Annotated in this window: 30 protein-coding genes and 1 tRNA gene; 14 read left to right on the top strand and 17 right to left on the bottom strand. The window is 58.3% G+C overall.

What is annotated here, in order from left to right; all coding sequences use genetic code 11:
- The first annotated feature begins 162 nt into the window (after positions 1–162).
- Both MKK04_RS17060 and MKK04_RS17055 read left to right on the top strand, forming a co-directional pair.
- Positions 163–1398 carry an AAA family ATPase gene (locus MKK04_RS17060; protein ID WP_241105777.1) on the top strand — a complete coding sequence of 412 codons (1236 nt, stop codon included), beginning with the start codon at positions 163–165 and terminating at the stop codon, positions 1396–1398.
- Between the two features lies 1 nt (position 1399).
- A complete protein-coding gene (locus MKK04_RS17055; RefSeq protein ID WP_241105776.1) occupies positions 1400–2077 on the top strand; it encodes a hypothetical protein in 678 nt (225 codons plus the stop codon).
- Positions 2078–2248: 171 nt separating this feature from the next.
- Here the strand turns inward: MKK04_RS17055 and MKK04_RS17050 are convergent, their stop codons facing one another.
- Together MKK04_RS17050 and MKK04_RS17045 are read right to left on the bottom strand one after the other, a co-directional pair.
- On the bottom strand, positions 2249–2455 hold the full coding sequence (locus MKK04_RS17050; RefSeq protein ID WP_241105775.1) for a hypothetical protein: 207 nt from the start codon (positions 2453–2455) through the stop codon (positions 2249–2251).
- Positions 2456–2793: 338 nt separating this feature from the next.
- Entirely contained in the window at positions 2794–3171 is a 378-nt protein-coding gene (locus MKK04_RS17045) for a hypothetical protein (RefSeq protein ID WP_241105774.1), read from the bottom strand.
- 634 nt (positions 3172–3805) lie between these two features.
- On the opposite strand from MKK04_RS17045, the gene MKK04_RS17040 reads away from it, so the two are divergent.
- Together MKK04_RS17040 and MKK04_RS17035 are read left to right on the top strand one after the other, a co-directional pair.
- Entirely contained in the window at positions 3806–4531 is a 726-nt protein-coding gene (locus tag MKK04_RS17040; protein WP_241105773.1) for a hypothetical protein, read from the top strand.
- A gap of 392 nt (positions 4532–4923) precedes the next feature.
- Positions 4924–5550 carry a LysE family translocator gene (locus MKK04_RS17035; RefSeq protein ID WP_241105772.1) on the top strand — a complete coding sequence of 209 codons (627 nt, stop codon included), beginning with the start codon at positions 4924–4926 and terminating at the stop codon, positions 5548–5550.
- A gap of 46 nt (positions 5551–5596) precedes the next feature.
- Here the strand turns inward: MKK04_RS17035 and MKK04_RS17030 are convergent, their stop codons facing one another.
- Positions 5597–5905: a chorismate mutase gene (locus MKK04_RS17030; protein WP_207831231.1), complete on the bottom strand. Its 309-nt coding sequence runs from the start codon at positions 5903–5905 to the stop codon at positions 5597–5599.
- A 359-nt stretch (positions 5906–6264) separates the two neighbouring features.
- Here MKK04_RS17030 and MKK04_RS17025 point away from each other — a divergent pair, with 359 nt between their 5' ends.
- Positions 6265–6990, top strand: coding sequence for a hypothetical protein (locus MKK04_RS17025; RefSeq protein ID WP_207831233.1), 726 nt, complete (start codon positions 6265–6267; stop codon positions 6988–6990).
- Positions 6991–7303: 313 nt separating this feature from the next.
- Here MKK04_RS17025 and MKK04_RS17020 read toward each other — a convergent pair whose 3' ends face one another.
- Entirely contained in the window at positions 7304–7972 is a 669-nt protein-coding gene (locus MKK04_RS17020; protein ID WP_241106814.1) for an SOS response-associated peptidase, read from the bottom strand.
- A gap of 184 nt (positions 7973–8156) precedes the next feature.
- Between MKK04_RS17020 and MKK04_RS17015 the strand changes: the two genes are divergently transcribed.
- Both MKK04_RS17015 and MKK04_RS17010 read left to right on the top strand, forming a co-directional pair.
- Positions 8157–9371, top strand: a complete 1215-nt coding sequence (locus MKK04_RS17015) for an aldose 1-epimerase family protein (RefSeq protein WP_233693596.1) — start codon at positions 8157–8159, stop codon at positions 9369–9371.
- A gap of 267 nt (positions 9372–9638) precedes the next feature.
- Complete coding sequence (locus tag MKK04_RS17010; protein WP_241105771.1) at positions 9639–10022, top strand: c-type cytochrome; 384 nt, start codon at positions 9639–9641, stop codon at positions 10020–10022.
- 181 nt (positions 10023–10203) lie between these two features.
- Here MKK04_RS17010 and MKK04_RS26720 read toward each other — a convergent pair whose 3' ends face one another.
- Entirely contained in the window at positions 10204–10476 is a 273-nt protein-coding gene (locus MKK04_RS26720) for a GNAT family N-acetyltransferase (RefSeq protein ID WP_442964543.1), read from the bottom strand.
- A 106-nt stretch (positions 10477–10582) separates the two neighbouring features.
- On the opposite strand from MKK04_RS26720, the gene MKK04_RS17005 reads away from it, so the two are divergent.
- Positions 10583–11047, top strand: coding sequence for a GNAT family N-acetyltransferase (locus tag MKK04_RS17005; protein ID WP_233686869.1), 465 nt, complete (start codon positions 10583–10585; stop codon positions 11045–11047).
- Between the two features lie 47 nt (positions 11048–11094).
- Here the strand turns inward: MKK04_RS17005 and MKK04_RS17000 are convergent, their stop codons facing one another.
- Together MKK04_RS17000 and adhP are read right to left on the bottom strand one after the other, a co-directional pair.
- Positions 11095–11331: a hypothetical protein gene (locus tag MKK04_RS17000; protein WP_207831239.1), complete on the bottom strand. Its 237-nt coding sequence runs from the start codon at positions 11329–11331 to the stop codon at positions 11095–11097.
- Positions 11332–11360: 29 nt separating this feature from the next.
- The gene (adhP, locus tag MKK04_RS16995; protein ID WP_241105770.1) at positions 11361–12374 is read right to left on the bottom strand and encodes an alcohol dehydrogenase AdhP; all 1014 of its coding nucleotides are present in this window, start codon (positions 12372–12374) and stop codon (positions 11361–11363) included.
- Between the two features lie 571 nt (positions 12375–12945).
- Between adhP and MKK04_RS16990 the strand changes: the two genes are divergently transcribed.
- Positions 12946–13143 carry a hypothetical protein gene (locus MKK04_RS16990; RefSeq protein ID WP_207831243.1) on the top strand — a complete coding sequence of 66 codons (198 nt, stop codon included), beginning with the start codon at positions 12946–12948 and terminating at the stop codon, positions 13141–13143.
- A gap of 1 nt (position 13144) precedes the next feature.
- Here the strand turns inward: MKK04_RS16990 and MKK04_RS16985 are convergent, their stop codons facing one another.
- Both MKK04_RS16985 and MKK04_RS16980 read right to left on the bottom strand, forming a co-directional pair.
- A complete protein-coding gene (locus MKK04_RS16985; protein ID WP_207831245.1) occupies positions 13145–13558 on the bottom strand; it encodes a DoxX family protein in 414 nt (137 codons plus the stop codon).
- Between the two features lie 104 nt (positions 13559–13662).
- Positions 13663–13747: transfer RNA gene (locus MKK04_RS16980), tRNA-Leu, on the bottom strand.
- Between the two features lie 202 nt (positions 13748–13949).
- Here MKK04_RS16980 and MKK04_RS16975 point away from each other — a divergent pair.
- The 4 genes from MKK04_RS16975 (at position 13950) to MKK04_RS16960 (ending at position 17316) form a co-directional block, all read left to right on the top strand.
- Positions 13950–14225: a hypothetical protein gene (locus MKK04_RS16975; protein WP_207831247.1), complete on the top strand. Its 276-nt coding sequence runs from the start codon at positions 13950–13952 to the stop codon at positions 14223–14225.
- 113 nt (positions 14226–14338) lie between these two features.
- Complete coding sequence (locus MKK04_RS16970) at positions 14339–15499, top strand: two-component system sensor histidine kinase NtrB (RefSeq protein WP_233686866.1); 1161 nt, start codon at positions 14339–14341, stop codon at positions 15497–15499.
- 5 nt (positions 15500–15504) lie between these two features.
- On the top strand, positions 15505–16950 hold the full coding sequence (locus MKK04_RS16965; protein WP_241105769.1) for an ATPase domain-containing protein: 1446 nt from the start codon (positions 15505–15507) through the stop codon (positions 16948–16950).
- A 12-nt stretch (positions 16951–16962) separates the two neighbouring features.
- The gene (locus MKK04_RS16960) at positions 16963–17316 is read left to right on the top strand and encodes a response regulator (RefSeq protein ID WP_207831253.1); all 354 of its coding nucleotides are present in this window, start codon (positions 16963–16965) and stop codon (positions 17314–17316) included.
- 45 nt (positions 17317–17361) lie between these two features.
- Here MKK04_RS16960 and csrA read toward each other — a convergent pair whose 3' ends face one another.
- The 8 genes from csrA to MKK04_RS16920 all read right to left on the bottom strand — a co-directional run bounded on the left by csrA (position 17362) and on the right by MKK04_RS16920 (position 23232).
- Positions 17362–17559 (bottom strand): carbon storage regulator CsrA, encoded by a 198-nt coding sequence (gene csrA, locus MKK04_RS16955; protein ID WP_207831303.1) that lies wholly within the window; start codon positions 17557–17559, stop codon positions 17362–17364.
- A 253-nt stretch (positions 17560–17812) separates the two neighbouring features.
- Positions 17813–18835, bottom strand: coding sequence for a DNA topoisomerase IB (locus tag MKK04_RS16950; RefSeq protein ID WP_207831254.1), 1023 nt, complete (start codon positions 18833–18835; stop codon positions 17813–17815).
- Positions 18836–18892: 57 nt separating this feature from the next.
- Positions 18893–19984: a molybdenum ABC transporter ATP-binding protein gene (gene modC, locus MKK04_RS16945; protein ID WP_241105768.1), complete on the bottom strand. Its 1092-nt coding sequence runs from the start codon at positions 19982–19984 to the stop codon at positions 18893–18895.
- Position 19985: 1 nt separating this feature from the next.
- Positions 19986–20666 carry a molybdate ABC transporter permease subunit gene (gene modB / locus MKK04_RS16940; RefSeq protein ID WP_207831257.1) on the bottom strand — a complete coding sequence of 227 codons (681 nt, stop codon included), beginning with the start codon at positions 20664–20666 and terminating at the stop codon, positions 19986–19988.
- Positions 20666–21424: a molybdate ABC transporter substrate-binding protein gene (gene modA, locus MKK04_RS16935; RefSeq protein WP_207831260.1), complete on the bottom strand. Its 759-nt coding sequence runs from the start codon at positions 21422–21424 to the stop codon at positions 20666–20668. Before modA ends, modB begins: the two co-directional genes overlap by 1 nt.
- A gap of 194 nt (positions 21425–21618) precedes the next feature.
- On the bottom strand, positions 21619–22707 hold the full coding sequence (locus tag MKK04_RS16930) for an NAD(P)H-dependent flavin oxidoreductase (protein WP_241105767.1): 1089 nt from the start codon (positions 22705–22707) through the stop codon (positions 21619–21621).
- Positions 22708–22751: 44 nt separating this feature from the next.
- The gene (locus MKK04_RS16925; RefSeq protein WP_013973186.1) at positions 22752–22922 is read right to left on the bottom strand and encodes a hypothetical protein; all 171 of its coding nucleotides are present in this window, start codon (positions 22920–22922) and stop codon (positions 22752–22754) included.
- A gap of 7 nt (positions 22923–22929) precedes the next feature.
- Entirely contained in the window at positions 22930–23232 is a 303-nt protein-coding gene (locus MKK04_RS16920) for a DUF1883 domain-containing protein (protein WP_004375922.1), read from the bottom strand.
- A gap of 160 nt (positions 23233–23392) precedes the next feature.
- Here MKK04_RS16920 and MKK04_RS16915 point away from each other — a divergent pair, with 160 nt between their 5' ends.
- The gene (locus MKK04_RS16915) at positions 23393–23752 is read left to right on the top strand and encodes a hypothetical protein (protein ID WP_207831264.1); all 360 of its coding nucleotides are present in this window, start codon (positions 23393–23395) and stop codon (positions 23750–23752) included.
- The last annotated feature ends 72 nt before the right edge of the window (positions 23753–23824 follow it).

Raw genomic sequence — 23824 nt, 5'->3', positions numbered from 1 at the left:
GCCTCTGGGATACCTGAGCCAGACTGTAGGATGGCGGTGGGGGACGAGCCATCATGTCGTCCTGCAGAGGCTATTAGAAGGCGCCGTCAGAGGCGCAAACGTGTATGCTAGCATCCAGATTCAACGCGCATTTTTTATGCGTAATTGGGAGATTTCTAAGTAGTGATAAATAATATTCGTATTGAGAACTTTAAGTCTATTGACAAAGTGGATTTGAAGCTTGGGCGATTTAATGTGTTTATTGGCGAGAACGGTGCCGGTAAAAGTAATATTTTAGAAGCAATTGCGCTTGCGGGGGCTGCGCGGGCGAGAAAGTTAGATAGCGAGTTTCTAGCTTCGAGAGGGGTGCGTGTAACTGATCCGGTATGGCTCCGAAGTGCCTTTAGCGGCTCTAGTCAGGAAAAGCCGATTTGTATTACGGTTTCCTGTGAGGGCGCTAAGATGAGGTATGAAATAAGTTTGAGTGACGATCCTTATCCTAAGTGGAGTTGTCATGCTATTGATGATACGGGGTATGAGATTTCGCTTGAAACATTGCTGAGCTTAGTTAAAGAAATTGAAAAGATGGATGCAGATGATGAGGAGAAGTCAGATGCGCTGAAAGTTTTGCTAAGTTCATTTTCTGGCGGTCAGCCTATAGCGGGCTCAAATAAAATAAAAACTACGCTAGCTGTTACTCCTGCTCTAAAAAGCTTGAAGGATAGGGTGGACAGTAATAGCGCTCTTCTAAGTTCAATTAGTGATTTTATTATTTATTCGCCTGAGAATACTAAGCTTCGAAAATTTGAGGAGGAGGGGCAGATTGAACCGCTGGGCATTAATGGTGAAGGTGTTCTAAAGCTATTGTCCGTTTTTGACAAGGAGGTTGATAAAACTAGGCTCGAGAAAGTCAAGAGCTCTCTTCGTATGTTGGGTTGGTTTCGAGATTTTTCGGTGGTGCATGGTTCTGCCAACATACCATCTCGTATTGCCATCAAAGATAAATGGCTAGACTCTGATTTGAATGGGTTTGATCAGAAAAGCGCAAACGAAGGCTTTCTGTTCTTGATGTTTTATCATTGTTTGTTTGTGAGTGACCGCACTCCAGCATTCTTTGCTATCGACAATATTGACGCTTCTCTAAATCCCAAGCTCTGCGAACATCTTGTGGCGCAATTATACAAAATGGCGGTTGAGCACAATAAACAGGTAATATTGACAACTCACAATCCGGCGGTCCTAGACGGTCTCGATTTGGGCTGCGATGATCAAAGACTGTTTACAATTTCTCGAGGCGGAAAAGGACAAACCCGTGTACGGCGTATCGAAGATCCTAGTGCTGAAGGTAACCAGCGACCACTTAGGCTATCTGAATCGTTTATCCGTGGAACGTTAGGCGGGCTGCCAAAAGGATTCTAAAATGCCGGTGTTTGGTTTGGTGACTGAAGGTATAACAGATCAGGCTGTATTGGAAAATATAATAAACGGTATTGTACTGGCAAAAACTGACGACGAAGCGGATTTCGTATTTTCTCAGCCGACACGAGGAGTGGGAAAACAGAAAAATGATGGAGGGTGGGAGAGAGTTTTTGAGTTTTTAGCCACAGAAGATTTAATGATTGATGCGCTTGAAAAGGTTAGCTTCCTAGTCATTCACTTAGATTCGGATCAAGGGACTCATAAGAATTTTGGTGTCGCTCTCCTTGATGCCACAGGTAAGCCTAGGCCTACTATTGACATTATTTCTGATGTAAAAAATGTCTTGATTTCCAAGATTTCCCCAGCAGTCTATTTGAAATATCGGGACAAATTGGTTTTTGCAATAGCAGTTCACTCGCTAGAATGTTGGTTGCTTCCTTTGTTTGGTAAAAAGCGATCTCGTGCGAATGAGGTAAATTGTGAGAGAAAATTGGCTCATGAGTTGAGAGTCAAGGGTAAAGATCGATTTGTAGAAAGGCGAGAAGATAAATTGATTAAAGATTATGATCTATATTTTGATCTGTCCTCTCCTTATTATGAGCCCGCTAGCGCAGATAGGGCTGCTGTGCACAATGAAAGCCTAGAGTCTTTTGTTGGTGCTCTGAATTCTAAGTTGTGACTAGGTGTGGGTTGGTAGAGGGGGTTGTAGTAAACAAATAATGCGTTGGAGAAGGTCGCTACTATAAGTGGGCGAGGATGTTAGGCCACTTATAGTCCCAATCGCTTCGACCGTAGGGCAGGTCATTTAAACGGGCTGATGAGGCGCGTTAGGTGACCAGCAGCGGTTGATTCAGGACCGTAAGCGCTCTATCCCGATCGAGATCGCCTCAGCATGAGTGTCCAGTGTCGTCAGTGCCACCAGGACGTTTTCATGGATGTGAGTCGAACCACGTTGACTTACCCAGAGCGACAATTCCTCCAAGGCTGTCCTGATGGCAGTTTGATTCAACAGCAGCAGCTCCATTGTATCTGCTGTGGTCGCAGCTTTCTTGTCCATAGCTAGCTCCTAGCATCGTAGATTCTTATGGCAAAATAGGACAGTTTATTAGGCGCCAGGGACTTGAGTAGGCTTTCTGCTACGGTGAGGATTGCCGCGCGCTTGCTGACCCTCGCTGGATCAGTGAGTATATCGGGCGACTCCAATCACTACGTTGGTTGAGGCAGACCAATCTACGTCAATGAGCGGACAACACGCCGAAATCAGTTCCGCAATGGCTAAATGGACCGGCGGAAAATGTAGCCTCCAGAGAGAGCTGTGATGAAAGTCTGCGGAAATGTTATTGGTATAACTTGTTGATTTATAACGGAAAATTCGTGGGCTTGAAAACCGCTGGCTCAGCGCTTTCCATGCCCAAAGCTACCGGGCAGCCGTGCCCATGAGTCGAGCATGTCAACACGCTTTGGCGCTTTCTTTGCCTTTGCAGCAGCTGGCTTCACCGGCACTTTTATCTTAAATTTTGCACCGGCGAACTCCGCTACGCTTACCTTGAAGCTCATGCGTGTGTTGGGAGGGATACCGCTTTTTTCGAAGACAACCCCCGTTAGCCCCATTTTGCTTTTAAGCCCAAGGCGTTCACAGATCCATGCTGAAACGAACAGCTTGAATTCGCGACCTTCAAATACGTTAACCAGTGCGCCCAGAAGGGAATACTCACCATGAGTCTCTGAGTGCTCTATGCCATGTGCAAGCGCCTGGCTGTACAGATACGACATGAGAACCTTCTTCTCGTCAAGAAGTGGCCTCACAGTGCTTTTGCTCAGGGCCACGATCTGTTTGTATGAGTCCTTCAAATTGCCTCCAGCTCCTGCCGTTTATGTTTTGAAGGCAGTTTAACCTAAAAGAAAGGGCTGTGAATAATCCTCCGTTTTCACTAGCGGATCCTGTGCTTCCTTAGCGGTTATGCAGGTCTGCTGGCTCGGTATAGCGCTGGAGGAGGGTGATAAATCAGTTCCGCAATTAGATTGCGAGCCCTTGATTTCAAAGGCTTGCAGGCGGCCTACTTCTGTAGTGATGCGGAATTGACTCTGCTGTAAGTAACTGAAAATTAAGAGAATGCCAGGCGGATTGCAAATCCGTCTACGCCGGTTCGATTCCGACCTCGGCCTCCACCATTCGAAAGCCCCGCAGATTAACGTCTGCGGGGCTTTTCTTTGCGGGTCAAAAAAGCCAAGAGTTCCGAAACTAAAGGCATGGAGTTCCGAAACTTCAGCCTTTCGAGGGCTTGGCGATGGCGCCGAGGTGGAGGGCACTCAAACCAGATCTGGTCGCGCTTATGCCTGAGCTGGAGAAAGGAAGCGTCCGGCCGATACAGGCTTTCTGTAAGTGGAACTCAAATAGGGATAGATGATGCTTGACAAGGATGGGTACGATTTAGTGTGCACGAGCGCAGCTGATCTTGGCGACGCACAGAGGCCGCGCCTGAAAAGCGTGGTGATAGAGGGGCTCGGCGCATCAGTTGGCGAAATGTTCCCTGGCTTTGCCGCGGCCTTTCCTCGTACTGTGGCGGCGATCGAACAGGAGTATGCGGTACCGATAGTGCTTTTCGAACTTTTTGAAGGGACCTGGTTGGCATCGCTGGCGGCTGAAGGGCGCGGACAGAATCTGTTCTTCTACCTAGCACCTGAATCACTTGAAACAGAGGGGCCCGCATTCGAACGAGACTGTGCGATGCTGCCTCCCCGCTGGAAGGAACTGTATCGTTACTTCTGGTCTTTTATGCTGACTGATCGTTCCTATCTATCCCGCGGGTGGACAAACTCCCCGTTTTCCTACAGCGGACGTCTGTCAATCGAACGCTATCGAGTGCTACGTGGGGTTAAGAAGGCCGTTATCAGGGATTTCGTCAAAGGCATCCAGGCGAGTTCCGAGCACTACCTGCGTTGCTGGCTGCTGACTGATGCGGGCGATGCCCTGTTTCTTGACGAAGGCAAATGCGATGGGAAGGTCTATCACGTTAAGAACGATGACTTTGCCGATTACCGTTTGCTCGAAGATCCGGAGACGGTACTGGACAACTACCTGGCGCACTACGTGACGACGCATTCACCAGAAGGGTTTGACTTCAGGACGTAAAGGGGTTGGGAGTAGGTCGGCAGAGCGCCGGAGGAGAGCGAAAATAGGTTCCAAAACTGAAATGGCGACCCTTGCAGTATGCGGCCTGTAGCCGTGCCGTTTCGTCGTTGTTTTGGAATCTATTTTGCGTTGCAGGCAGCATGGAGTGAAGGTTTATAACGCGGTCTTGAAAACCGTTCAGCAGAACCTGCGCCTGGGCCGCACCTGTTGGGCGGCTCGATTGCCCTATGCGAACGGCTGCTTTCGAGCCACTGCAGACATAGCGTTTTTCGCTGACTTGGACAACTCAGCAGGTCTAAACCCATCAGAGCCAACAATCCTTGAGATTCCTCCTTGCCATTGGCATACCCCACCGTCAGGATGGATGCTTTATCAGGCTTAAGGAGAGAGCCGTGTTTCCAATGAATGTGTGGTTTACCTACACTGCTGCCTGCGTGCTGTTGGTATTGGCGCCGGGCCCTGACAACCTGTTGGCCATTGGCCGTGGTCTCAGCCAGGGCAAAGTCGCAGCGGCCGTATCCGGCATGGCGTCAGGCGCGGGCATTCTGTTTCACGTCGCAGCCGCTTCGTTAGGATTGACCCTTCTGATGCAGACCTCGGTGGTCGCTTTCTGGGTGATCAAACTCATTGGTGCTGGCTATCTGCTCTGGCTCGGCATCAAGGTCTTGCGCGCACGCAGTTTGATCAGCTTTCAGCCGGCGTCCCGGCAATCGTTGCCCAGCATTTTTCTAACCGGTCTGCTTTCGGCTGTGCTCAACCCGAAACCAGGCTTGTTCGTGTTGGCATTCATTCCCCAATTTGTCGATCCGGCTCGTGGATCGGTCAGCGTGCAGATGATGGTTTACGGGGTGTGGTTTGCTGTACTCACAGCTTTCGGTTTTGCCTTGATGGGCATTTTCGCCACGGTGTTATCTCGCTACCTGTACCAGCGGCCGCGGCTGGTAAATGGGCTAAATGTGGGCGCTGGCCTCACCTTTGTCGCATCTGGTGTTTCGATTGCGGCTTTGAGTCAAAGGTAGTGGGTGAGGAAAAGCGGCGGGGCTTCGGATGAGCCCCGCGTTGTCATCAAGATGCTGAAGGTTCGTTGGCAAGCTTCGCATGGGTGGCCAGTTCTTCAGTGATGAAGGCCGAAATCATTGCCCGGTAGACCTGCTCCACGACCTCAGCCGAGGCACCAGTTTCGTCAGCCATTTCACGAACCTTCCTTATCACTTGCTCAACCCGAGCAGGCGCACGCACATCATCGGTGGTTTTCTTGAAGGCAGCTGCTTGCGTCACAAGCCGGCCCCGTTTGGCGAGAAGCGAAACGAGGTTGCGGTCGATTTCATCGATCCCTTGGCGGACTTCGTCCAGAGAGGTGCAAAGTACATCCATTTGCTTGACTTCCTTTTCATGAGCCTGCGCTTTTTTAGGGCAGGCAGTTGCTGGTGATTTGGTGCTGTATTGTAGCCTCTGGTGAATGTCCGCAATGGGTCGAAAGCGGACAGTCAACGGCGGCTACCAAGTGATACCAATTTTGATACCACTAACGGGGAAATGAGGGGGCAGGAGGGGTGTTTTGCCGAATAAACTCAACCCCTTAGCACCGCCAGACACCCCTAGGAAACTGCATGGTAATGTGGCAATAGAGATCTATTTAGTACCGATCATGGCCGAGCCTATACCGGAGCTAGAGGAATGATCCGTCCGGCCGATACAGGATTTCGAAGTTGGAGCTCGAATAGGGATAGATGATGCTTGACAAGGATAGGTACGATTTAGTGTGCACAAGCGCAGCTGATCTTGGAGAGGCTCAGCGGCCGCGCCTGAACAGCGTGGTGATCGATGCGCTTGGCGCATCCGTTGGCGAAATGTTTCCTGGCTTTGCCGAGGCCTTTCCTCGTACCGGTGCGGCGATCGAGCGTGAGTATGCGGTGCCGATAGTGATGTTCAGGCTGTTTGAAGGTACTTGGATGGCCTCGCTGGCGGCTGAAGGGCGGGAGTTGAACCTGTTCTTCGACATCGTGCCCGTTATACTTGAAACAGAGGGGCCTGCATTCGAACGAGACTGTGCGATGCTGCCGCCCCGCTGGAAGGAACTGTATCGCTATTTCTGGTCTTTTATGCTGACCGAGGATTCCTATCTGTCCATCGATTGGACCAACACCCCGTTTTCCTACAGCGGACGTCTGTCAATCGAACGCTATCGAGTGCTACGTGGGGTTAAGAAGGCCGTTATCAGGGATTTCGTCAAAGGCATCCAGGCGAGTTCCGAGCACTACCTGCGTTGCTGGCTGCTGACTGATGCGGGCGATGCCCTGTTTCTTGACGAAGGCAAATGCGATGGGAAGGTCTATCACGTTAAGAACGATGACTTTGCCGATTACCGTTTGCTCGAAGATCCGGAGACGGTACTGGACAACTACCTGGCGCACTACGTGACGACGCATTCACCAGAAGGGTTTGACTTCAGGACGTAAAGGGGTTGGGAGTAGGTCGGCAGAGCGCCGGAGGAGAGCGAAAATCAGTTGCAAAACTGAAACGCCGGCCCTTGTAGAATGCGGGTTGCAGACTGGCAAATACTGATTCGTTTTGGAACTGGTTTTAGCGCCAAAGGCCCATGAGACGGCGAGTCTTCTATCGGATTGCAAATCCGTCTACGCCGGTTCGATTCCGACCTCGGCCTTCACCATTCAAAACCCCGCAGACTAACGTCTGCGGTTTTTTTGTTATGGGTGTTGCTCGAAGGTAAAAACACCTGGCGTGTGAGCGGTGGCGATCACTCGGCGCCTTTCAACACTGAAGCGGGTGAATCAGCTCGGCGCCCTGGTTGCGCACATTCCCCACGGCTGTGCTCACCCGATACCACTCGAAGGCTTCGACCGGCTCTCCCAGGCTGAGCACCAGTTGCTCTGCGTGCTCGCTCGGCATTTCCGCCGCGATCCATTCATATGCCAGCTCAGGTGACAGCACCACAGGCCGGCGGTCGTGAACATCGACCATCCCGCCTTGGGCATCGGCGGTAATGATGACGAACCCGTCGTGCTCGCTTCCAGTGAACTGGCCGATCGAGGCGCACAGGGCAGGGCGCCCATCCTGGCGGCGGATGTAGTACGGTTGCTTCTTCGGCCTGCCTTCATCAACCCATTCGTACCAGCCGTCGATGGGCGTGATGGCCCGGTGCGGCCAGATCGCCCGGAAGAACGGGCCGTGCGCAACTTTTTCGACTCGGGCATTGATCGGCGCAGCGCGATCGGTTGCCCAATGCGGCCGCCAGCCCCACCGCACCAGGTCCGCCCTCGGGCCTGCATCATCCACACGCAGCACTGCTACCGGCGTGGTCGGCGCGACATTGTACCGGCCAAGCGGCTGGTCACCGACGTTGTTCCTCCAGGCCTCTGGCAGGCTCAGGGTTTCAACGAAGTCATGTATGCCACGGTATTGGCTCAACCTTCCACACATACGCCCTCCAACCTGAAGGATAGCCGCTGCCTCGTCGTGGTGACGCGCACTTGTGTTCTGCCTGCCGTAACCACTGCCGGAGGCTGCGCTGGGCATCGAATGCGCCGAGATGTCTGGCTTCCTGGCTTGCTGAAACGTTTCTTCGCGTTTATAAAAAGGCACAACTCCAAGAAAGGCTACTGCCATGTCCCTCCTCAAGCTGTTCATTGCTCTCGGCGCCCTGTCCGCAACCTCTCATGCCCTGGCCTGGGATTACGTTCTACTCGATACCGACAAAGCCGCCCAGAACTGGCAGATCACCAGCCAGCAACTTGGCGTAAAAACCGACAAGCCCTTCAGCGTTACCCTGCGCACCTTGCACGGAGGTCGGCAGGAGGGGGTCAGCATTGTCGACATCGATAACGGAACGATGAAACTCTCCGTAGTGCCGACCCGCGGTATGAACATCTTGCAGGCGTCGGTCGGTAATGTGCGCATGGGCTGGGATTCGCCAGTCAAGGAAGTGGTCAACCCGTCCTTCATCGAGCTCAATGGGCGTAATGGTCTGGGCTGGCTGGAGGGTTTCAACGAACTGGTCACCCGCTGCGGTTACGAATGGGTCGGGCACCCCGGCATCGACAACGGCGAACTGCTGACCCTGCACGGTCGGGCCGCCAATATTCCTGCGAGCAAAGTCACCCTGCACATTGATGAGAAACCACCGTACGCCATCACCTTGCGCGGCGAACTGAAAGAGCAGGCGTTCAAGAAAGTCGACTTCTCCGTTATGACCGAAGTGGTCACCGAACCCGGCAGCGCGGTGTTCGTCCTCAATGACACCCTGACCAACAACGGCGACTATCCGAAGGAATACCAGGCGCTGTATCACAGTAACTTCAGCACCCCGTTCCTGGAGCAGGGCGCTCGTTTCGTCGCGCCGGTGAAACAGGTCTCTCCGTTCAACGACAAGGCCAGGGGCGATCTGCCCGATTGGCAAACCTACCGTGCGCCCACCAAGGACTATGACGAAACGGTTTACAACGTGGTGCCGTATGCTGATGGCCAAGGCAATACGTTGGCTGTGTTGCACAACAAGGCTGGCAGTCTGGGCGTTTCGGTCGGCTTCAATATTCGGACGCTGCCTGTATTCTCCCTGTGGAAAAATACCGATACCCAAGGCCAGGGCTATGTCACGGGGCTGGAGCCAGGGACGAGTTTTTCCTACAACCGCCGTTACCAGCGGCCACTGAACCTGGTGCCGACAATCGGACCGAAGGAGCACAGGCAGTTCCACATCAGCTACAGCTTCTTGCCGGACAAGGTGGCGGTGGACAAGGCCCTGAAGCAGGTGAGCGAGATTCAGGGTGAGCGCGAAACCGAAGTGCGGCAGATGCCATTGGTTGATCTGACCAAAGGGTAGTGCTGGCCAGAGCATGTCGGCCGATGTTGCAAAGCATCGGCCAGATGTTCACGTGTGATCCCGTCGACTTATTCAAGGTTTATCAAGTTGCTGGCTTCTGGCCGTTGCCTTCTTAGGGGCGTCTTACCGTTCGACAGACGACCGAACCGCATCTAAGCTGTCCTTCCTCGGAAAGAGGCGTATTCCTGTCGGCAGCCGAGCTGCCTGATTGGAGAGGTTGTGATCGCGTACGGTTCGTTTCGTTAAAATTGATTGGCGCAAGAAAAAATGAAAAACAGAAAATTGTTCATCGCCTTGCTTGGATTCTGCGCAGCAACCCACGCGCAGCATTCATTGGCGGAAAATATCAATGGAAAGAAACTCTACATGCAGAGATGCTCGGTTTGTCATGGCGCGGATATCAAAGGAACAGGGCCGCTGGCAAGGAAAAGCAATCCTCCAACGCCAGACCTTACGACGTTGAGTTTCAGGAAGCGATTAGCCGATTATCCCGGAGTAATTGTATCTTCGATAGTGCTTCGCCCAAATGGAAGTTTGATTCCAGATACATTAAAAGAAAACAATGTCAAGATTCCGCCTCACTCTTGGAGTGTTCAGGATCTGCGAGATGTTAACCAATACATGAGCAGCTTGATTTCAAAAGCTCAGTGAGCAAGTGTTAATGAAGGATCGGGGTCAATTAAGAGACTCCGCTAAGATCTCTCAACGACTTCAGGAGTAGAGCTTCACAAAAATAATCCGGGATTGCCTCATCCAGATTCTCGACATAACTGCTCTCAATGAAACCGAACTTTCCGAGTGGTTTTTGCAACGGATCATTTAAGGCATTTGTCTATGTGAATAACTTTACGGCTCCGCACTGAGATTCCAGTGTACGGAGGATCGCGGAGCCGACGCCGTGACGGCGCTGTGAGTTTCTCACCATGATGAGCCGGATGAATGCGTGTCCAAAGAGCGAAAAGTTAAGTACATTATACCCCAGCAACATCGACGCATTGCGAGCTTCCACTGCGATCCAGGATCGCTTGTGCAATTCCCAGGCAATTCCCAGGCAGCCCCCTGGAATGTTGCCCCGGTCGGCCGGATCAGTCGACTGTCTCTTCATCCGCGAACAAGGAGGTGCCCCATGACCCAGTTTCCAATGATGTGTCCGTCAATGAACCGTCAACGAAATTCTGGAGGGGCCCTTGCTGCCCCGCGGAGAATCCAACATGTCCACTCTTTGCCCACCGGTGCTTCTTGTTGCCCTCAGCTCGCCTGAGGAGGAAGCCCACTGCCGCACTCTGCGTGTACGCGACGACCAATCTGACTTTATCGCCAGTAACGCCGAATCACTGGAACAGGCTGCCGATAGCCCCTGGTGTGAACCCTTGGCCGTGCGTGCCATGCAGACCGGTGAAATGGTCGGTTTCCTGATGCATGCCCTCGATCCGGATGAGAACAGCCGCTGGATCTATCGCCTGATGATCGACCACCGCCACCAGGGCCGCGGTTATGGGCGCGCCGCCCTGCGCGCGCTGCTGGCATACCTGCAACCGTTGCCAGGTGGTCCCGGTGTTGCCCTTGGCGTCGCCCCGGAGAACATCGGGGCAAAACATCTCTATGCCTCCGAAGGCTTTGTCGAGACCGGCGAAGTCATCGATGGCGAGCTGATCATGCGACGGATGTCGGCATGATCGAAGGCGGGGGCGCCCAGGCGTCCCCGTCGCTCCGCCCATTCAGGCTAGCCTTCCGGCGGGCATATCCCGCAAACGAATTCATCCGATCCAAGGCGATGCGAGCCGAACTCCACAACGTAGCCAGCACCGCGGCGCTGCGCCTCGGCCCTGGCAGTCTTCTGGTCGGCATAGACATCGACGAAATGCCAGGGATGCCGGTCTCTCAGCACGCCCCATCCGAGCACCCAGCCGTCCCTGGCCGGGTCGGGTGGCAGGTTTTTCGCCAAGCTGCGGATGCTCATACATTCACCTCGATGTGCTAGCCAGCCTTCTACTCTGAAGCGAACTGAATCACCATCCGCCCTTTGATCTTGCCCTCCAGCATCTCCTCGAAGATCTGGTTGATATCCTCGATCGGCCGCAGGGCCACCTTCGGCACCACTTTCCCTTCCGCCGCAAACTGGAAAGCTTCCTGCAGATCCTGGCGGGTGCCGACCAGCGAGCCGATCACTTCGATACCGTCCAGTACCAGGCGAGGGATATTCAGGTTCATGGCTTCCGATGGTAGCCCGACAGCAACCAGCCGCCCCCCGGCGCGCAGGGCGTCGACCGCCGAGTTGAACGCAGCCTTGGCAACGGCGGTAACCACGGCGGCATGGGCGCCACCAGTCTTGGCCTGGATAACCTTGGCGGCATCCTCGGTGCGTGAATTGATGACAAGGTCGGCGCCCATCTCGCTGGCGAAGCGCAGTTGCTCTTCGTTGACATCGATGGCGATCACTTTGGCGTTGAAGACGTTCCTGGCATATTGCAGAGCCAGGTTGCCCAGGCCGCCAAGGCCGTAGATGGCGATCCACTGGCCGGGGCGGATGTTGGAGATCTTCACCGCCTTGTAGGTGGTCACGCCGGCGCAGGTAATGCTGCTGGCAGCAGCGGAGTCGAGCCCGTCGGGCACTTTGACCGAGTAATCGGCCTTGACGATGCAGGCTTCGGCCATGCCGCCGTCCACGGTGTAGCCGGAGTTCTTCACTTCGCGGCACAGGGTTTCGTTGCCGCTGGTGCAATACTCGCAATGCCCGCAGCCCTGGTAGAACCAGGCCACGCTGGCGCGATCACCCGGCTTGAGCGAGGTGACGCCTGGCCCTACTTCCTGGACCACGCCGATGCCTTCGTGGCCTAGCACTACGCCGGTCTTGTCACCGAAGTCGCCATTTTTCACATGCAGGTCGGTGTGGCACACACCGCAGCACTGCATCTTCAGCAGCGCTTCACCGTGCTCGAGGGGGCGCAGGGTTTTCTCCACCACAGCCACGCGACGGCCTGGTGCAACAACAGCAGCTTTCATAGGAGCCTCCGTGTCTATCCGAGTGAGCTTGGGTTATCGCCGGGTTAGCATAGCCCTTGCCTGGAGGGGCAAAACTGCTTCAGGTCATGGTCTGGGGGGGTAACCGCCTTGTACTCACTTACCGGCCTTGCGCTCCCACAAGTGCCCTGCGTATGACGGCTGCCAGAGACTAGGCACAAAAAGAAAAGCCCGCGGCAATAATGCGGCGGGCTGCAAGAACATACGGAGCAGGGTCAGTGTGCCCACACGGACGTCAGTATTTCGTGAAGGTCAGGTCATGAGCGTGTCATGGTCCGGTAATTGCGGTGCCAGGCGCTGCTGTTCAGGGCCTGGTACAGGGGGTTCTTCCACTCGCAGCGGGCAATATGCACGCAGTTCAATATGATTTGCCAAGGCTGGAGAAAGGAAATACCAAGGGACAAAAAAAGCCCGCCATGGAAGGCGGGCAAGCAACGTTTGAAGGGAGAGCCTGCATGCTGGACCCGGCCGGTTAACCGAGCATTAAGCGGTAGCGCATTGACCTGCACGGCCGATCGGCCTATACAGGCCTGCCTTTAGCCCAGGAGCCAACATGCACGACGAAGACGACCTGCACGAACCCGAGCACGATCACCTGCTTGACCACGAATTCCTCTACGACGATGTGGAGCCGGAAGCGGATGCCCAAGGCGCCGAGGACGAGGTGGAGGAAGACGAGGAAACGCTGGATGACCTCGATGACGAGGAACGCGATCACCCAGCCTGGTTCGACGATTGCGAAGACGACTGACTCAGCGCCCGTCTACCGAAAAACGCCCAGGGCCGCTCACTGCCAGCAACAGCAGGCCACCCATGATGCTGAGGTTTTTCAGGAACTGGGTCATGTTGGCGCTGCGCTCAGGGTCGACCATGCTCCAGAACGGGTGGCCCAGCAGCGCCGTGCCCAGCACGAACAGCGCAAACAGGAAGGCCAGCGGCCGGGTGTAGAAACCGAGGATCAGCAGGATGCCGACGACGAACTCCATGAGCACGGCAACTGCCGCTGCCAGCATCGGGGCAGGGGCGCCCAGTGAGGTCATGTAGCCGACCGTGCCTTCGAACCCGGTCAGCTTGCCCCAGCCAGACAAGACGAACAGGATCATCAGCAGCAGGCGGGCAATCAGGATAATGATGTCGCGTTGACCATCGAACAGGGAGTAGCGCATGGCGGCGTTCCAGTGGACGGGTACAAGGTCCACTCTAGCAGCTGCGCCCAGGATTGCTGGCAGACAGCAAAAAGGCGCCGCGAGGGCGCCTTTTCAAGGAAGTTTGGTGCGAGTGGCGGGACTCGAACCCGCAAGGCTCACGCCGACAGATTTTAAGTCTGCTGTGTATACCAATTCCACCACACTCGCACGCTTGAAGGGGTCGCAACGACCAGCTCGCTTCTAAGCAGAAGGGCTTTGCAATCAAGCGCGCTTTATAACCCATTGTTATAGTTGAGTCAACCGCAGCACCTATGATCAACAGAGTGAAGGGTCGATCGTATGGGCAATTGACACCTTGCTGTCATTACGCCACTGTTGCCCTCATTATTGGATCCAGGAGTGTGCGGTAATGACCCAATCCGCTACTTCCGGGCGCATCGTGCGCCCACGGCTGTTCTGGCGACTACTGTTCGTGCAGGTGGTCGTGTTGGGGGCATTTCTCTACCTCAGCCTGATCAGCCTGGGCGGTTACCTGCTGATGCTGGGGTTCGATGCCGAACACCCTCAACCGCAGCGGTTGATGGCCCTGGCTGGTGGCGGGCTTATCCTGCTGGTCGGCTTGTGGCTGCTGAAAGTGGCGATGCCGCGACACATAAGCCCGGTGCTGGTTGAAACTGAGCGTTGAACCTGGCCAGCCACACGGGGTCCATCACGCAGGGCTAACCACGCGAGCGCTCACAGGCGAGCGCGTTCGGCCAGGCCTATTTTCCCTCCTGCTGTTGTGCCGGTGGAGCTCGCATGGTTTCAGCTGACTGCCTCGACCACCCCGTCATGCCTGCCCACCGCTATGAGCAGTTGGTGCAGTCGGTGGTGGATTACGCAATCTACATGCTCGACCCGTCCGGCCATGTGGTGTCGTGGAATGCGGGCGCGCAACGCATCAAGGGTTACCGTGCCGATGAAGTGATCGGCCAGCATTTCTCATTGTTCTTCACCCCGCAGGATTGCACTGAGGGCCGCCCGGAGCGCTTGCTGCGTCAGGCGCTGGAGCAGGGCGTGGCGCAGGACGAAGGCTGGCGCGTTCGCAAGGATGGCACGCAGTTCTGGGCCTTGGCCGCGCTGGATGTGATTCGCGATGACCATGGCCAGGTCGTCGGCCTGGCCAAGGTGACCCGGGACATCACCGACCGTCGCGAATCGGCGCTGCAGCTGGACGCGGTGCGCGCCCAGCTGTTCCAGGCACAGAAGCTGGAGGCCCTCGGCCAGTTGACCGGTGGCCTGGCGCATGACTTCAACAACATGCTGACCATCATCATCAGTTCGGCGCGCCTGGCGCTGGCCACCCAGGACCCGGCACGCGCCCAGCGCATGCTGCAGCACATTCTCGATGCCGGGCAGCGGGGCACCGAACTGACCAAGCAGTTGCTCAGCTTTGCTCGCCACCGCAAGCTTGATGTGGCCTGCGTCGCCCCGGCGAACCTTGTTGCCGCCACCCGTGGTCTACTGGAGCATGCGCTGCCTGGTTCGATTGACCTGAAGGTACTGTTGCAACCGGACCTGCCCCTGATCCAGGTGGATGCCGGGCAATTGCAGATGGTGCTGCTCAATCTGTTGTTCAATGCCCGCGATGCCATCACAGGGCAGGGCCGGATCGTCCTGACGGTCGACGTGGTCGAACTGGCCGGCGAAGTGGAAGGGCTGCACGGCGGGTTTGTGCGTTTCGAGGTGGAAGACAGCGGCGAAGGTATCGCGCCAGCGGTACTGCCGCGGATCTTCGAGCCGTTTTTCACCACCAAGCCCTTCGGCAAGGGGACTGGCCTGGGCCTTAGCCAGGTGTATGGTTTTGCCAGGCAGAGCGGTGGCGCCATTTGCGTCGACAGTGAGCCCGGCCGGGGAACTTGCATGCAGCTTTACTTGCCAATCTATCAGGACCAGACGGACAGCCAACTCGACAGGTAGACACCATGGCACAGGCACTCAGGCGGCTGGTGACGGGGATCGAAGGGCTCGATGCGTTGCTCCAGGGTGGCCTGGTGGCTGGCGCGTCCTACATCATCCAGGGCCCGCCGGGGGCCGGCAAGACCATACTTGCCAACCAGCTGGCCTGCGGGCATGTGCGCAACGGTGGCCGGGTGCTGGTGGCTACCTTGCTGAGCGAGTCGCACGAGCGGCTGTTCCAGTACCTGGCGACCTTGGAGTTCTTCGACCCGGCGCTGGTCGGCGACCCGATCCAGTTCGTCAGTGCCTTTGACACCCTGGAGCAGGAAGGCCTGGACGCGGTGGTACGGTTGCTGCGCCAGGAAATCGCCCGGCAGCAGGCCAGCCTGCTGATCGTCGATGGCGTGCTCAATGCCCGGGTGCGTGCGGAAACCGCGCTGGACACCAAGAAATTCGTCTCCGAACTGCAGGGCCATGCGGCCTTTGCCGGTTGCACCGTGCTGCTGTTGACCAGCGCCAGGCTGGAAGAGGGCAGCCCGGAGCACACCATGGTCGACGGCGTGATCGAGCTGGGCGAGCAATTGTTCGGCAGCCGCGCCGTGCGCCATATCCAGCTGCGCAAGACGCGGGGCAGTGCGGCGTTGTCGGGGCGCCATGAGTGCCTCATCGATGAAGCCGGCATGCACGTCTACCCACGCCTGGAGTCGCTGTTCAGCCACCCCAGCCAGGCGGGCAGTGCCACCCTGGAGCGTATCGGCAGCGGGGTGGAAAGCCTGGATGAAATGCTCGGTGGCGGCCTGGCTACGGGTTCGGTCAGCTTGCTGATCGGGCCCTCGGGTATTGGCAAGACGTCCTTGGGCCTGGCCTTTCTCGGTGCCAGCAGCCCGCAGGCGCCGGGGCTGCATTTCGGCTTTTACGAAACACCGGAACGCTTGCGTATCAAGGCCGTGTCGCTGGGTTACGACTTTGCCGCCATGGAGCAGGGCGGCAGCCTGCAGCTGTGCTGGCAACCGACCACCGAGGGCCTGTTGGACCAGGTCGGTGCGCGCCTGCTCGAACGGGTAGCGGCGCAAGGCAGCAAGCGCGTACTGATCGACAGCCTGGGGGCGTTCAGCCGCCTGGCCACCGACCCGGCGCGGCTCAATGCGTTTTTCCGCGCGCTGGTCGGCGAGCTGCGCGCGCGTGATGTCAGCGTGATGCTCACCTGGGAAATGCGCGACATCTTCGGTGCGGAAATCAGCGCCCCGGCCCCGGACCTGTCGAGTATCGTCGACAACCTGATGCTGATGCGCTTCGTCGAACTGGATTCGCAGCTACGGCGCATGCTGTCGATCCTCAAGGTGCGTGACAGCCACCATGACCCTGCCTTGCACGAGCTGCTGATCGGGCCGCAGGGCATTACCCTGCGCAAGGCGTTCGAAGGCGCCTGCGGTGTGCTTTCGGGAACGCCGGTGCCGCAGGGGAGCGGGTGACGGGGCGGGCCGATGAACACCATCCTGATCGTCGATGACGAGTACCTGATTGCCGACATCCTCGGTTTTGCCCTGGAGGACGAAGGTTTCCTGGTGGAAAAGGCGAGTAACGGCTTCAAGGCGCTGGAGGCGTTGAAGGAAAAGCGCGTTCAGCTGGTCATCACCGACTACATGATGCCGCTGCTCAACGGTGAGGAGCTGGTGCGCTCGATGCGTCAAGACTCGGCCTTGAGCGAGTTGCCGGTCATCCTCATGAGCGGCGCGCAGGCCAACCAGGGATGCCCGGAACTGTTCGCCGCGGTGTTCGACAAACCGTTCGACATGGACTGTATGATCGCCAAGGTGCGCGAACTGCTGGGCACCTGAGGCGCGGGGCGATCAAGCGCGTCCGTGCGGCTTGAGGCAGGTCGCTCAGTGCGAGTCGTCTTGCTTTTCCGGTGCCGGGCTGCCGGCCTGGATACGCTTGAAGATCTCTTCGCGATGGACCTGGACGTCTTTCGGTGCATCGATACCGATCCTCACTTGCATCCCTTTGACGCCCAGAATGGTGACTTTGATGTCATCGTTGATGACGATGCTTTCGCCAACCTTGCGGGTGAGTATCAGCATGTATTTCTCCTTGGTGATGTAAAAGTCCGTCGGGCTAGTTGCCACGGCGGCGGGAGCTTGTCCCTCTTCCTTCTCATTAAAGACGCTTTCGGCAGATAGTAATTCCCCGACAGACAAATTCTGTTGCGTGTCTTCAGTTGCAGGTGCCGAAGCAAACCGCCAGCGGTTTGTCGGCCAAGGTGCTCGATGGCAAGAATAGGGGGCTTGGCGCCCAATGGGAAATTTCTTCGCATCATCGGCTGAATAGACCGAGTTAATGGTCATCCTGTTCCTCAAGTGCCTGAAGAAATAACAGCAAGGCCACTTCCTCTTGGTCCAGGCCTTTGCGTACACGTCTTTTCGGCAAGTTGGCCAGGCGCCCCAAGGCAAAGTGTTCAAGCACAGCCGGGTGGATGTAGCAGCGCCTGCACACCGCTGGCGTATTACCCAGGCGTGTGGCCACCTGGCGAACGATGGCGGTGACCTGGCGTTTGGCTTCGCTCTCGGGCTCCCAGGCCAAGGGCCTGAGCAGCTCCAGCGCCAGCCTGCTACCGGCCCAGGTGCGGTAGTCCTTGGCGGTGAAGTCGGCGCCGGTCAGCTGCCGCAGAAACTGGTTGACCTCGCTGGAGCCGACGCTGTGGCGCTGGCCGTCTTCGTCCAGGTACTGGAACAGCGCCTGCCCGGGCAGTTCCATGCAGCGCTTGAGCAGGTTGGCCAGGCGCCGATCGTTGAGGCTGACGTTGTGCTCGACGCCGCGCTTGCCGCGGAACTGGAAGTGGATGCTGCTTCCCTTCACTTCGACGTGGCGGTTGCGCAGGGTGGTCAGGCCATAGGACTGGTTGTCACGCAGATAGCGCTGGTTGCCGATGCGGATCAAGGTATGGTCCAGCAGGCTGACCACCAGCGCCATCACCTTTTCCCGGTCCAGGCCTGGCCGGGCAAGGTGCGCTTGCAACTGTGCGCGCAGCTTTGGCAGGGCTTGGGCAAACGCCAGCATGCGCCCGTACTTGTGCTGGTCGCGGACTTCGCGCCACTGCGCATGGTAGCGGTATTGCTTGCGGCCACGGGCATCGCGACCCGTCGCTTGCAGGTGGCCCTGCGGGTCAGCGCAGATCCACACATCGGTATAGGCCGGGGGGATCACCAGTGCAGCGATCCGGGCGAGGGTATCGCTGTCGCGCACCCGCTGGCCGTTTGCATCCAGGTAGATGAAACGGCCACGCCAGCGCCGCCGGGTCAGGCCCGGCTGGTTGTCATCCACGTAGTGCAGGGTGCGCGGCAGGGGACAGTCGAGCATGGCTGGCAGACCTCGATCAGGTTACTGATCAATGGACACCAGCCACGCGGCCGATGCTCAGCCCAGCAAGGCCACCGACTTGATCTGGGCAAACAGTATCTGGCCCGGGTGCAGGCCGAGCTGGTCTGCCGAGAAGCGGGTAATGCGCGCGAGCAAGGCATTGCCCCCGGCATCCAGGCTGACCAGCACATGGGCCGGGTTGCCGGCCGGGCGGCTTTCGCGCACGCGCACCGGCAAACGGTTGAGGATGCTCGAAGTGCTGTCGGCTGCCAGGGCCAGGCTGACGTCACGGGCCTGCACCTTGACCCGCAGGGAGCTGCCCACCACCTGGGCCGGGTGAGCGATGCGCAGCAGCGGCCCATCCTTGCCCGGCAGGCGCAGGTCGAGCAGGTCGTAGTGCGGGTCGTGACCCACCACCAGGCCCTCGAACACCACACCGGCATCCTCGCCTTGGGCCAGTGGCAGGTCGAGGCGGGCCAGGGTTTCGCCGATCGGGCCGCTGGCCACCGCCTGGCCCTGTTCCAGCAACACCAGGTGGTCGGCCAGCCGCGCCACTTCGTCCTGGGCATGGCTGACATACACCAGCGGGATTTCCAGTTCGTTGTGCAGGCGTTCCAGGTAGGGCAGGATCTCGCGCTTGCGCGGCCCGTCGAGGGCCGCCAGCGGCTCGTCCATCAGCAACAGTCGCGGGCTGCTGAGCAGGGCGCGGGCAATGCCTACCCGCTGCGCCTCGCCACCGGACAAGGTTGCCGGCCGGCGTGCCAGCAAGTGGCCGATACCCAGCAGCTGGCAGGCCTGGTCGAGGCTGACCTTGCGCTCGGCAGCGGCCACCCGGCGCCAGCCGAATTCCAGGTTGCCACGTACCGACAGGTGCGGGAACAGGCTGGCCTCCTGGAACACGTAGCCCACCGGGCGCAGGTGCGGTGCCTGGAAGTAGCCGCGGGCGCTGTCCTCCCAGATTTCGCCGTTGACTTCGATGTAGGCGCTGGTGGCCCGTTCCAGCCCGGCCAGGCACCGCAGGCAGCTGGTCTTGCCAGAGCCCGAGTGGCCGAACAGCGCGCTGATGCCGCGCCCGGGCAGGTGCAGGTCGACGTCCAGGGTGAATTCGTCGCGCGCCAGTTTCAGGCGCGCCACAATCGATGCGCTCATTTCAGCTCCAGCCAGCTTTGCTGCGGCGTCCAGCGTACAGCAGGAGCAGCACCAGGAACGAGAACAGCAGCATGGCGCCGGCCAGCCAGTGTGCTTGCGAATAGGCCATGGCCTCGACATGGTCGAAGATCTGCACCGAGACCACGCGTGTCTTGTCGGGGATGTTGCCGCCAATCATCAACACCACGCCGAACTCGCCCACGGTATGGGCGAAGCCGAGGATGCTGGCGGTAATGAAGCCTGGGCGGGCCAGCGGCAGCACTACATGGAAGAAGGTGTCCCAGGGGCTGGCGCGCAGCGTGGCGGCCACTTCCAGCGGGCGCTGGCCAATGGCGCCGAAGGCATTCTGCAGCGGCTGGACCACGAACGGCATGGAGTAGATCACCGAGCCGATCACCAGGCCGGTGAAGCTGAACACCGCGCTGCCCAGGCCCAGCGCCTGGGTCGCCTGGCCCAGCCAGCCATGCGGGCCGAGGGCGATCAGCAGGTAGAAACCGATCACCGTGGGTGGCAGCACCAGCGGCAACGCCACCACCGCGCCCACCGGCCCGCGCAGCCACGAGCGCGTGCGCGCCAGCCACCAGGCGATGGGCGTGCCGACGATCAGCAGGATCAGGGTGGTCAGGCTGGCCAGTTTCACGGTCAGCCAGATGGCACCCAGGTCACTCGCGTCCAGTGGCATCAGATTTCATAACCGTAGGATTTGATCACTGCCGCGGCTTTCGGGCCTTTCAGGTAGTCGACCAAGGCCTTGGCAGCAGGGTTGTCCTTGCCCTTTTCGAGGATTACCGCGTCCTGGCGGATGGGCGCGTGCAGGGACGAGGGAACGATCCAGGCCGAACCGCTTTCGACCTTGCCGTCCTTGTAGATTTGCGACAGGGCGACAAAGCCCAGTTCGGCGTTGCCGGTGGAGACGAACTGGAATGCCTGGCTGATGTTCTGCCCTTCGACCAGCTTGGGCCTTGTGGCTTCGGTCAGCTTCAGCTTGTCCAGCACCTGGGTGGCGGCCAGGCCGTAAGGTGCGGTTTTCGGGTTGGCGATGGACAGGTGCTTGAATGCGTTCTTCTTCAGCACTTCGCCGTTGGCGTCGACATAGCCAGGCTTGGCCGACCACAGGGCCAGCGTGCCGATGGCATAGGTGAAGCGCGAGCCCGGGACAATGGCCTTTTCCTGCTCGAGCCTGGCCGGGGTGCTGTCGTCGGCAGCGAGGAATACCTCGAACGGCGCGCCGTTCTTGATCTGTGCGTAGAACTGGCCGGTGGCGCCGTAGGCGGCGACCAGCTTGTGGCCGGTGTCTTTTTCGAAGTCCTTGGCAATGGCCTGGATGGGGGCTGTGAAGTTGGCTGCGACCGCGACCTGGACCTCATCGGCCCAGGCAGTGCTGAAGGCGAGCAGGCCGGCCAGGGCGGTGGCAGCCAGGTGGGGCGGGCGGATACGCATGAACACAGCTCCTTGGGGTTATCGTTATATCCTTAACTATATAGCGATAGGTCATGGACCGTGAAGGGGCCCAGTAATGCTTAAGCAGGCTGGGCCCTTTCGCGGGTAAACCCGCTCCCACAGGGTCGGCACAAAAGGTGAATGTTGCGCAGTACCTGTGGGAGCGGGTTTACCCGCGAAGAGGCCAGGCCTGCTTACGCAGACGGTTGGGGGCCGAGCACGGCCAGCGCCTTTTCGGCAATCTCCCGGGTCAACGCACCCGCCGGCATATGCTTGCCCAGCCGCAATGCCTGCCCCGACCACAGGTTGCTGAAGTCGCTATTGCCCTGCGGATCCGTAATCGCCCGTAAAGGCATCAACGCCCCACCGGCCAGCGGGAAGCGCGGCGCCAGGTCGCTCATCGGCCCCAGCTCGCGCATGATGCGGTTGTTGATGCCACGCGCCGGTCGGCCGGTGAACAGGTTGGTCAGCGCCGTGTCACTGGCAGGCGCGCTGTCCAGGGCCTGGCGATGCGCCGGCGAGACCTTGGCCTCGGGGCAGAACAGGTAAGCCGTGCCGATCTGCACGGCCGAAGCCCCCAAGGCTAGTGCCGCCAACAGGCCGCGGTGGTCAGCAATGCCGCCAGCGGCAATCACAGGGATGCTGACCGCATCGGCCACCTGCGGCACCAGGGCGAAGGTGCCGATCTGGCTGGTGATGTCGTCGCTGAGGAACATGCCGCGATGGCCACCCGCTTCATAGCCCATGGCAATGATCGCATCACAACCGTGGCGCTCCAGCCACACGGCTTCCTCGACGGTGGTGGCGCTGGACAGCACCTTGGCGCCGCTGGCCTTTACCCGCTGCAGCAGGTCAGCCTGCGGCAGGCCGAAGTGGAAGCTCACCACCTCCGGGCGCAGTTGCTCGACCAGCTGGCAGCTCTGCTCGTCGAAAGGCGCGCGGTTGGATACCGGCGTGGGGGCCGCGAAGTCGGCACCCACTTCGCGGTAATAGGGCTCGAGCGCCTGCTTCCAGCGTGCATCGCGCTCGGCATCGGGCGCTGGCGGCTGGTGGCAGAAGAAGTTCAGGTTCAACGGGCGGCCCGGGCAGCCGGTACGGAAGGCGGCGATCTCGGCGCGCACCTGGTCGCCCGTGAGCATGGCGCAGGGCAGGGCGCCCAAACCGCCCGCCAGGCCCACGGCGATGGCCATGCCCGAGCCCGTCGCACCGGCCATGGGGGCCTGCAGAATGGGCAGCTCGATGCCCAGCAGGTCGAGGATGCGGCGGTCGGGCCAGTGGCTCATGCGGTTCTCCTTGCGCGGGCGAGCGGTGCGGCGGGGGCGGGTGTTTACAAGGCTTTGCTGACCTGGATGTCGCTGATCTTCTCGGCATCTTCGCCGTGGATCTTGCGCAGGGCTTCCAGGGCTTGTTCGAGGGAGGCGTCGGGCATCAGCGCAAAATCCCAGCGGCGCTGGCCGTCGAGCTTGTACTTGATGACGTATTTGGTGGTCTGGGTCATGGTGGCCTTATCTGAGTTTCGACGACGAACGACGGACGATCTTGATCTTGTGGGTCAAGGTTGGCTTGCGGGTGACCGAGATCGGGCGGGTGGTCACGGTATCGATGGTGATGTTCCAGAACCCGGTGCTGGGCACGGTGATCTTTGCCGGGAACTTGTCGAAATGGCCGCCGTGGTAGGTGTGACGACCGCCGTTCTTGAAGCTGCGGAAGTTGGCGTCGTTCATCAGGCGGATATTGCAGCGCTGGGAGCACTCGATGACGACGATGTCGTCCTCGTTCAGGTGCTCGCGCTGGTGTACGAATTTCATGTGATGCTCCGCAAGGATTGGTTCTGCAAAGCCAAACGATACCACGATGTCGGGTTACACTGCCGCGCTGTTGCGCCAGGCGCAGATAAATCTGCCAAAGCAGGGAGCAAAACGGCCTGGCCGTGGTCGAATCGGATTCTTGAAGGCAGAGGTGCTGCAAATGAAGTGGATGGTGGCGGCGTTGGCAGTGACGCTGGGTGGCTGTGTGAGTGTTTCGGAACTGGAACAATCGCGTGAAACGCTGGATGTAATCTCTGGCAAGTCTCCGCGCGCGTATGCCGATTGCGTCAAGCAGAATCTGGCCGATACCCGCGACCCGCTGGTGGAAGAGCAGCGCGGCGATGGCCTGCGGCTGATCGTGCCGCAAAAGATCAGCTCGGGCGTGGGCCCGGCGGCGCTGGTGGACATCGACAAGCGTGGCAGCGGCAGCAGCATCAAGCTGCACGAGCGGCTGAACAACTTCCCGCTGCGCCTGGGCGATGTGCGCACCGCAGCCACCAAATGCATCTCCGGTAGTTGATCCAGGGCAAGTGATTACGCTCCTTTTGCTTATATGTTTTAAGCCTAAGCTTATAACAATAGAAAAGGAGAT

It is taken from the genome of Pseudomonas sp. LS.1a (assembly GCF_022533585.1).
Taxonomy (GTDB): Bacteria; Pseudomonadota; Gammaproteobacteria; order Pseudomonadales; family Pseudomonadaceae; genus Aquipseudomonas.
This window is presented reverse-complemented; position numbering and strand designations above follow the sequence as displayed.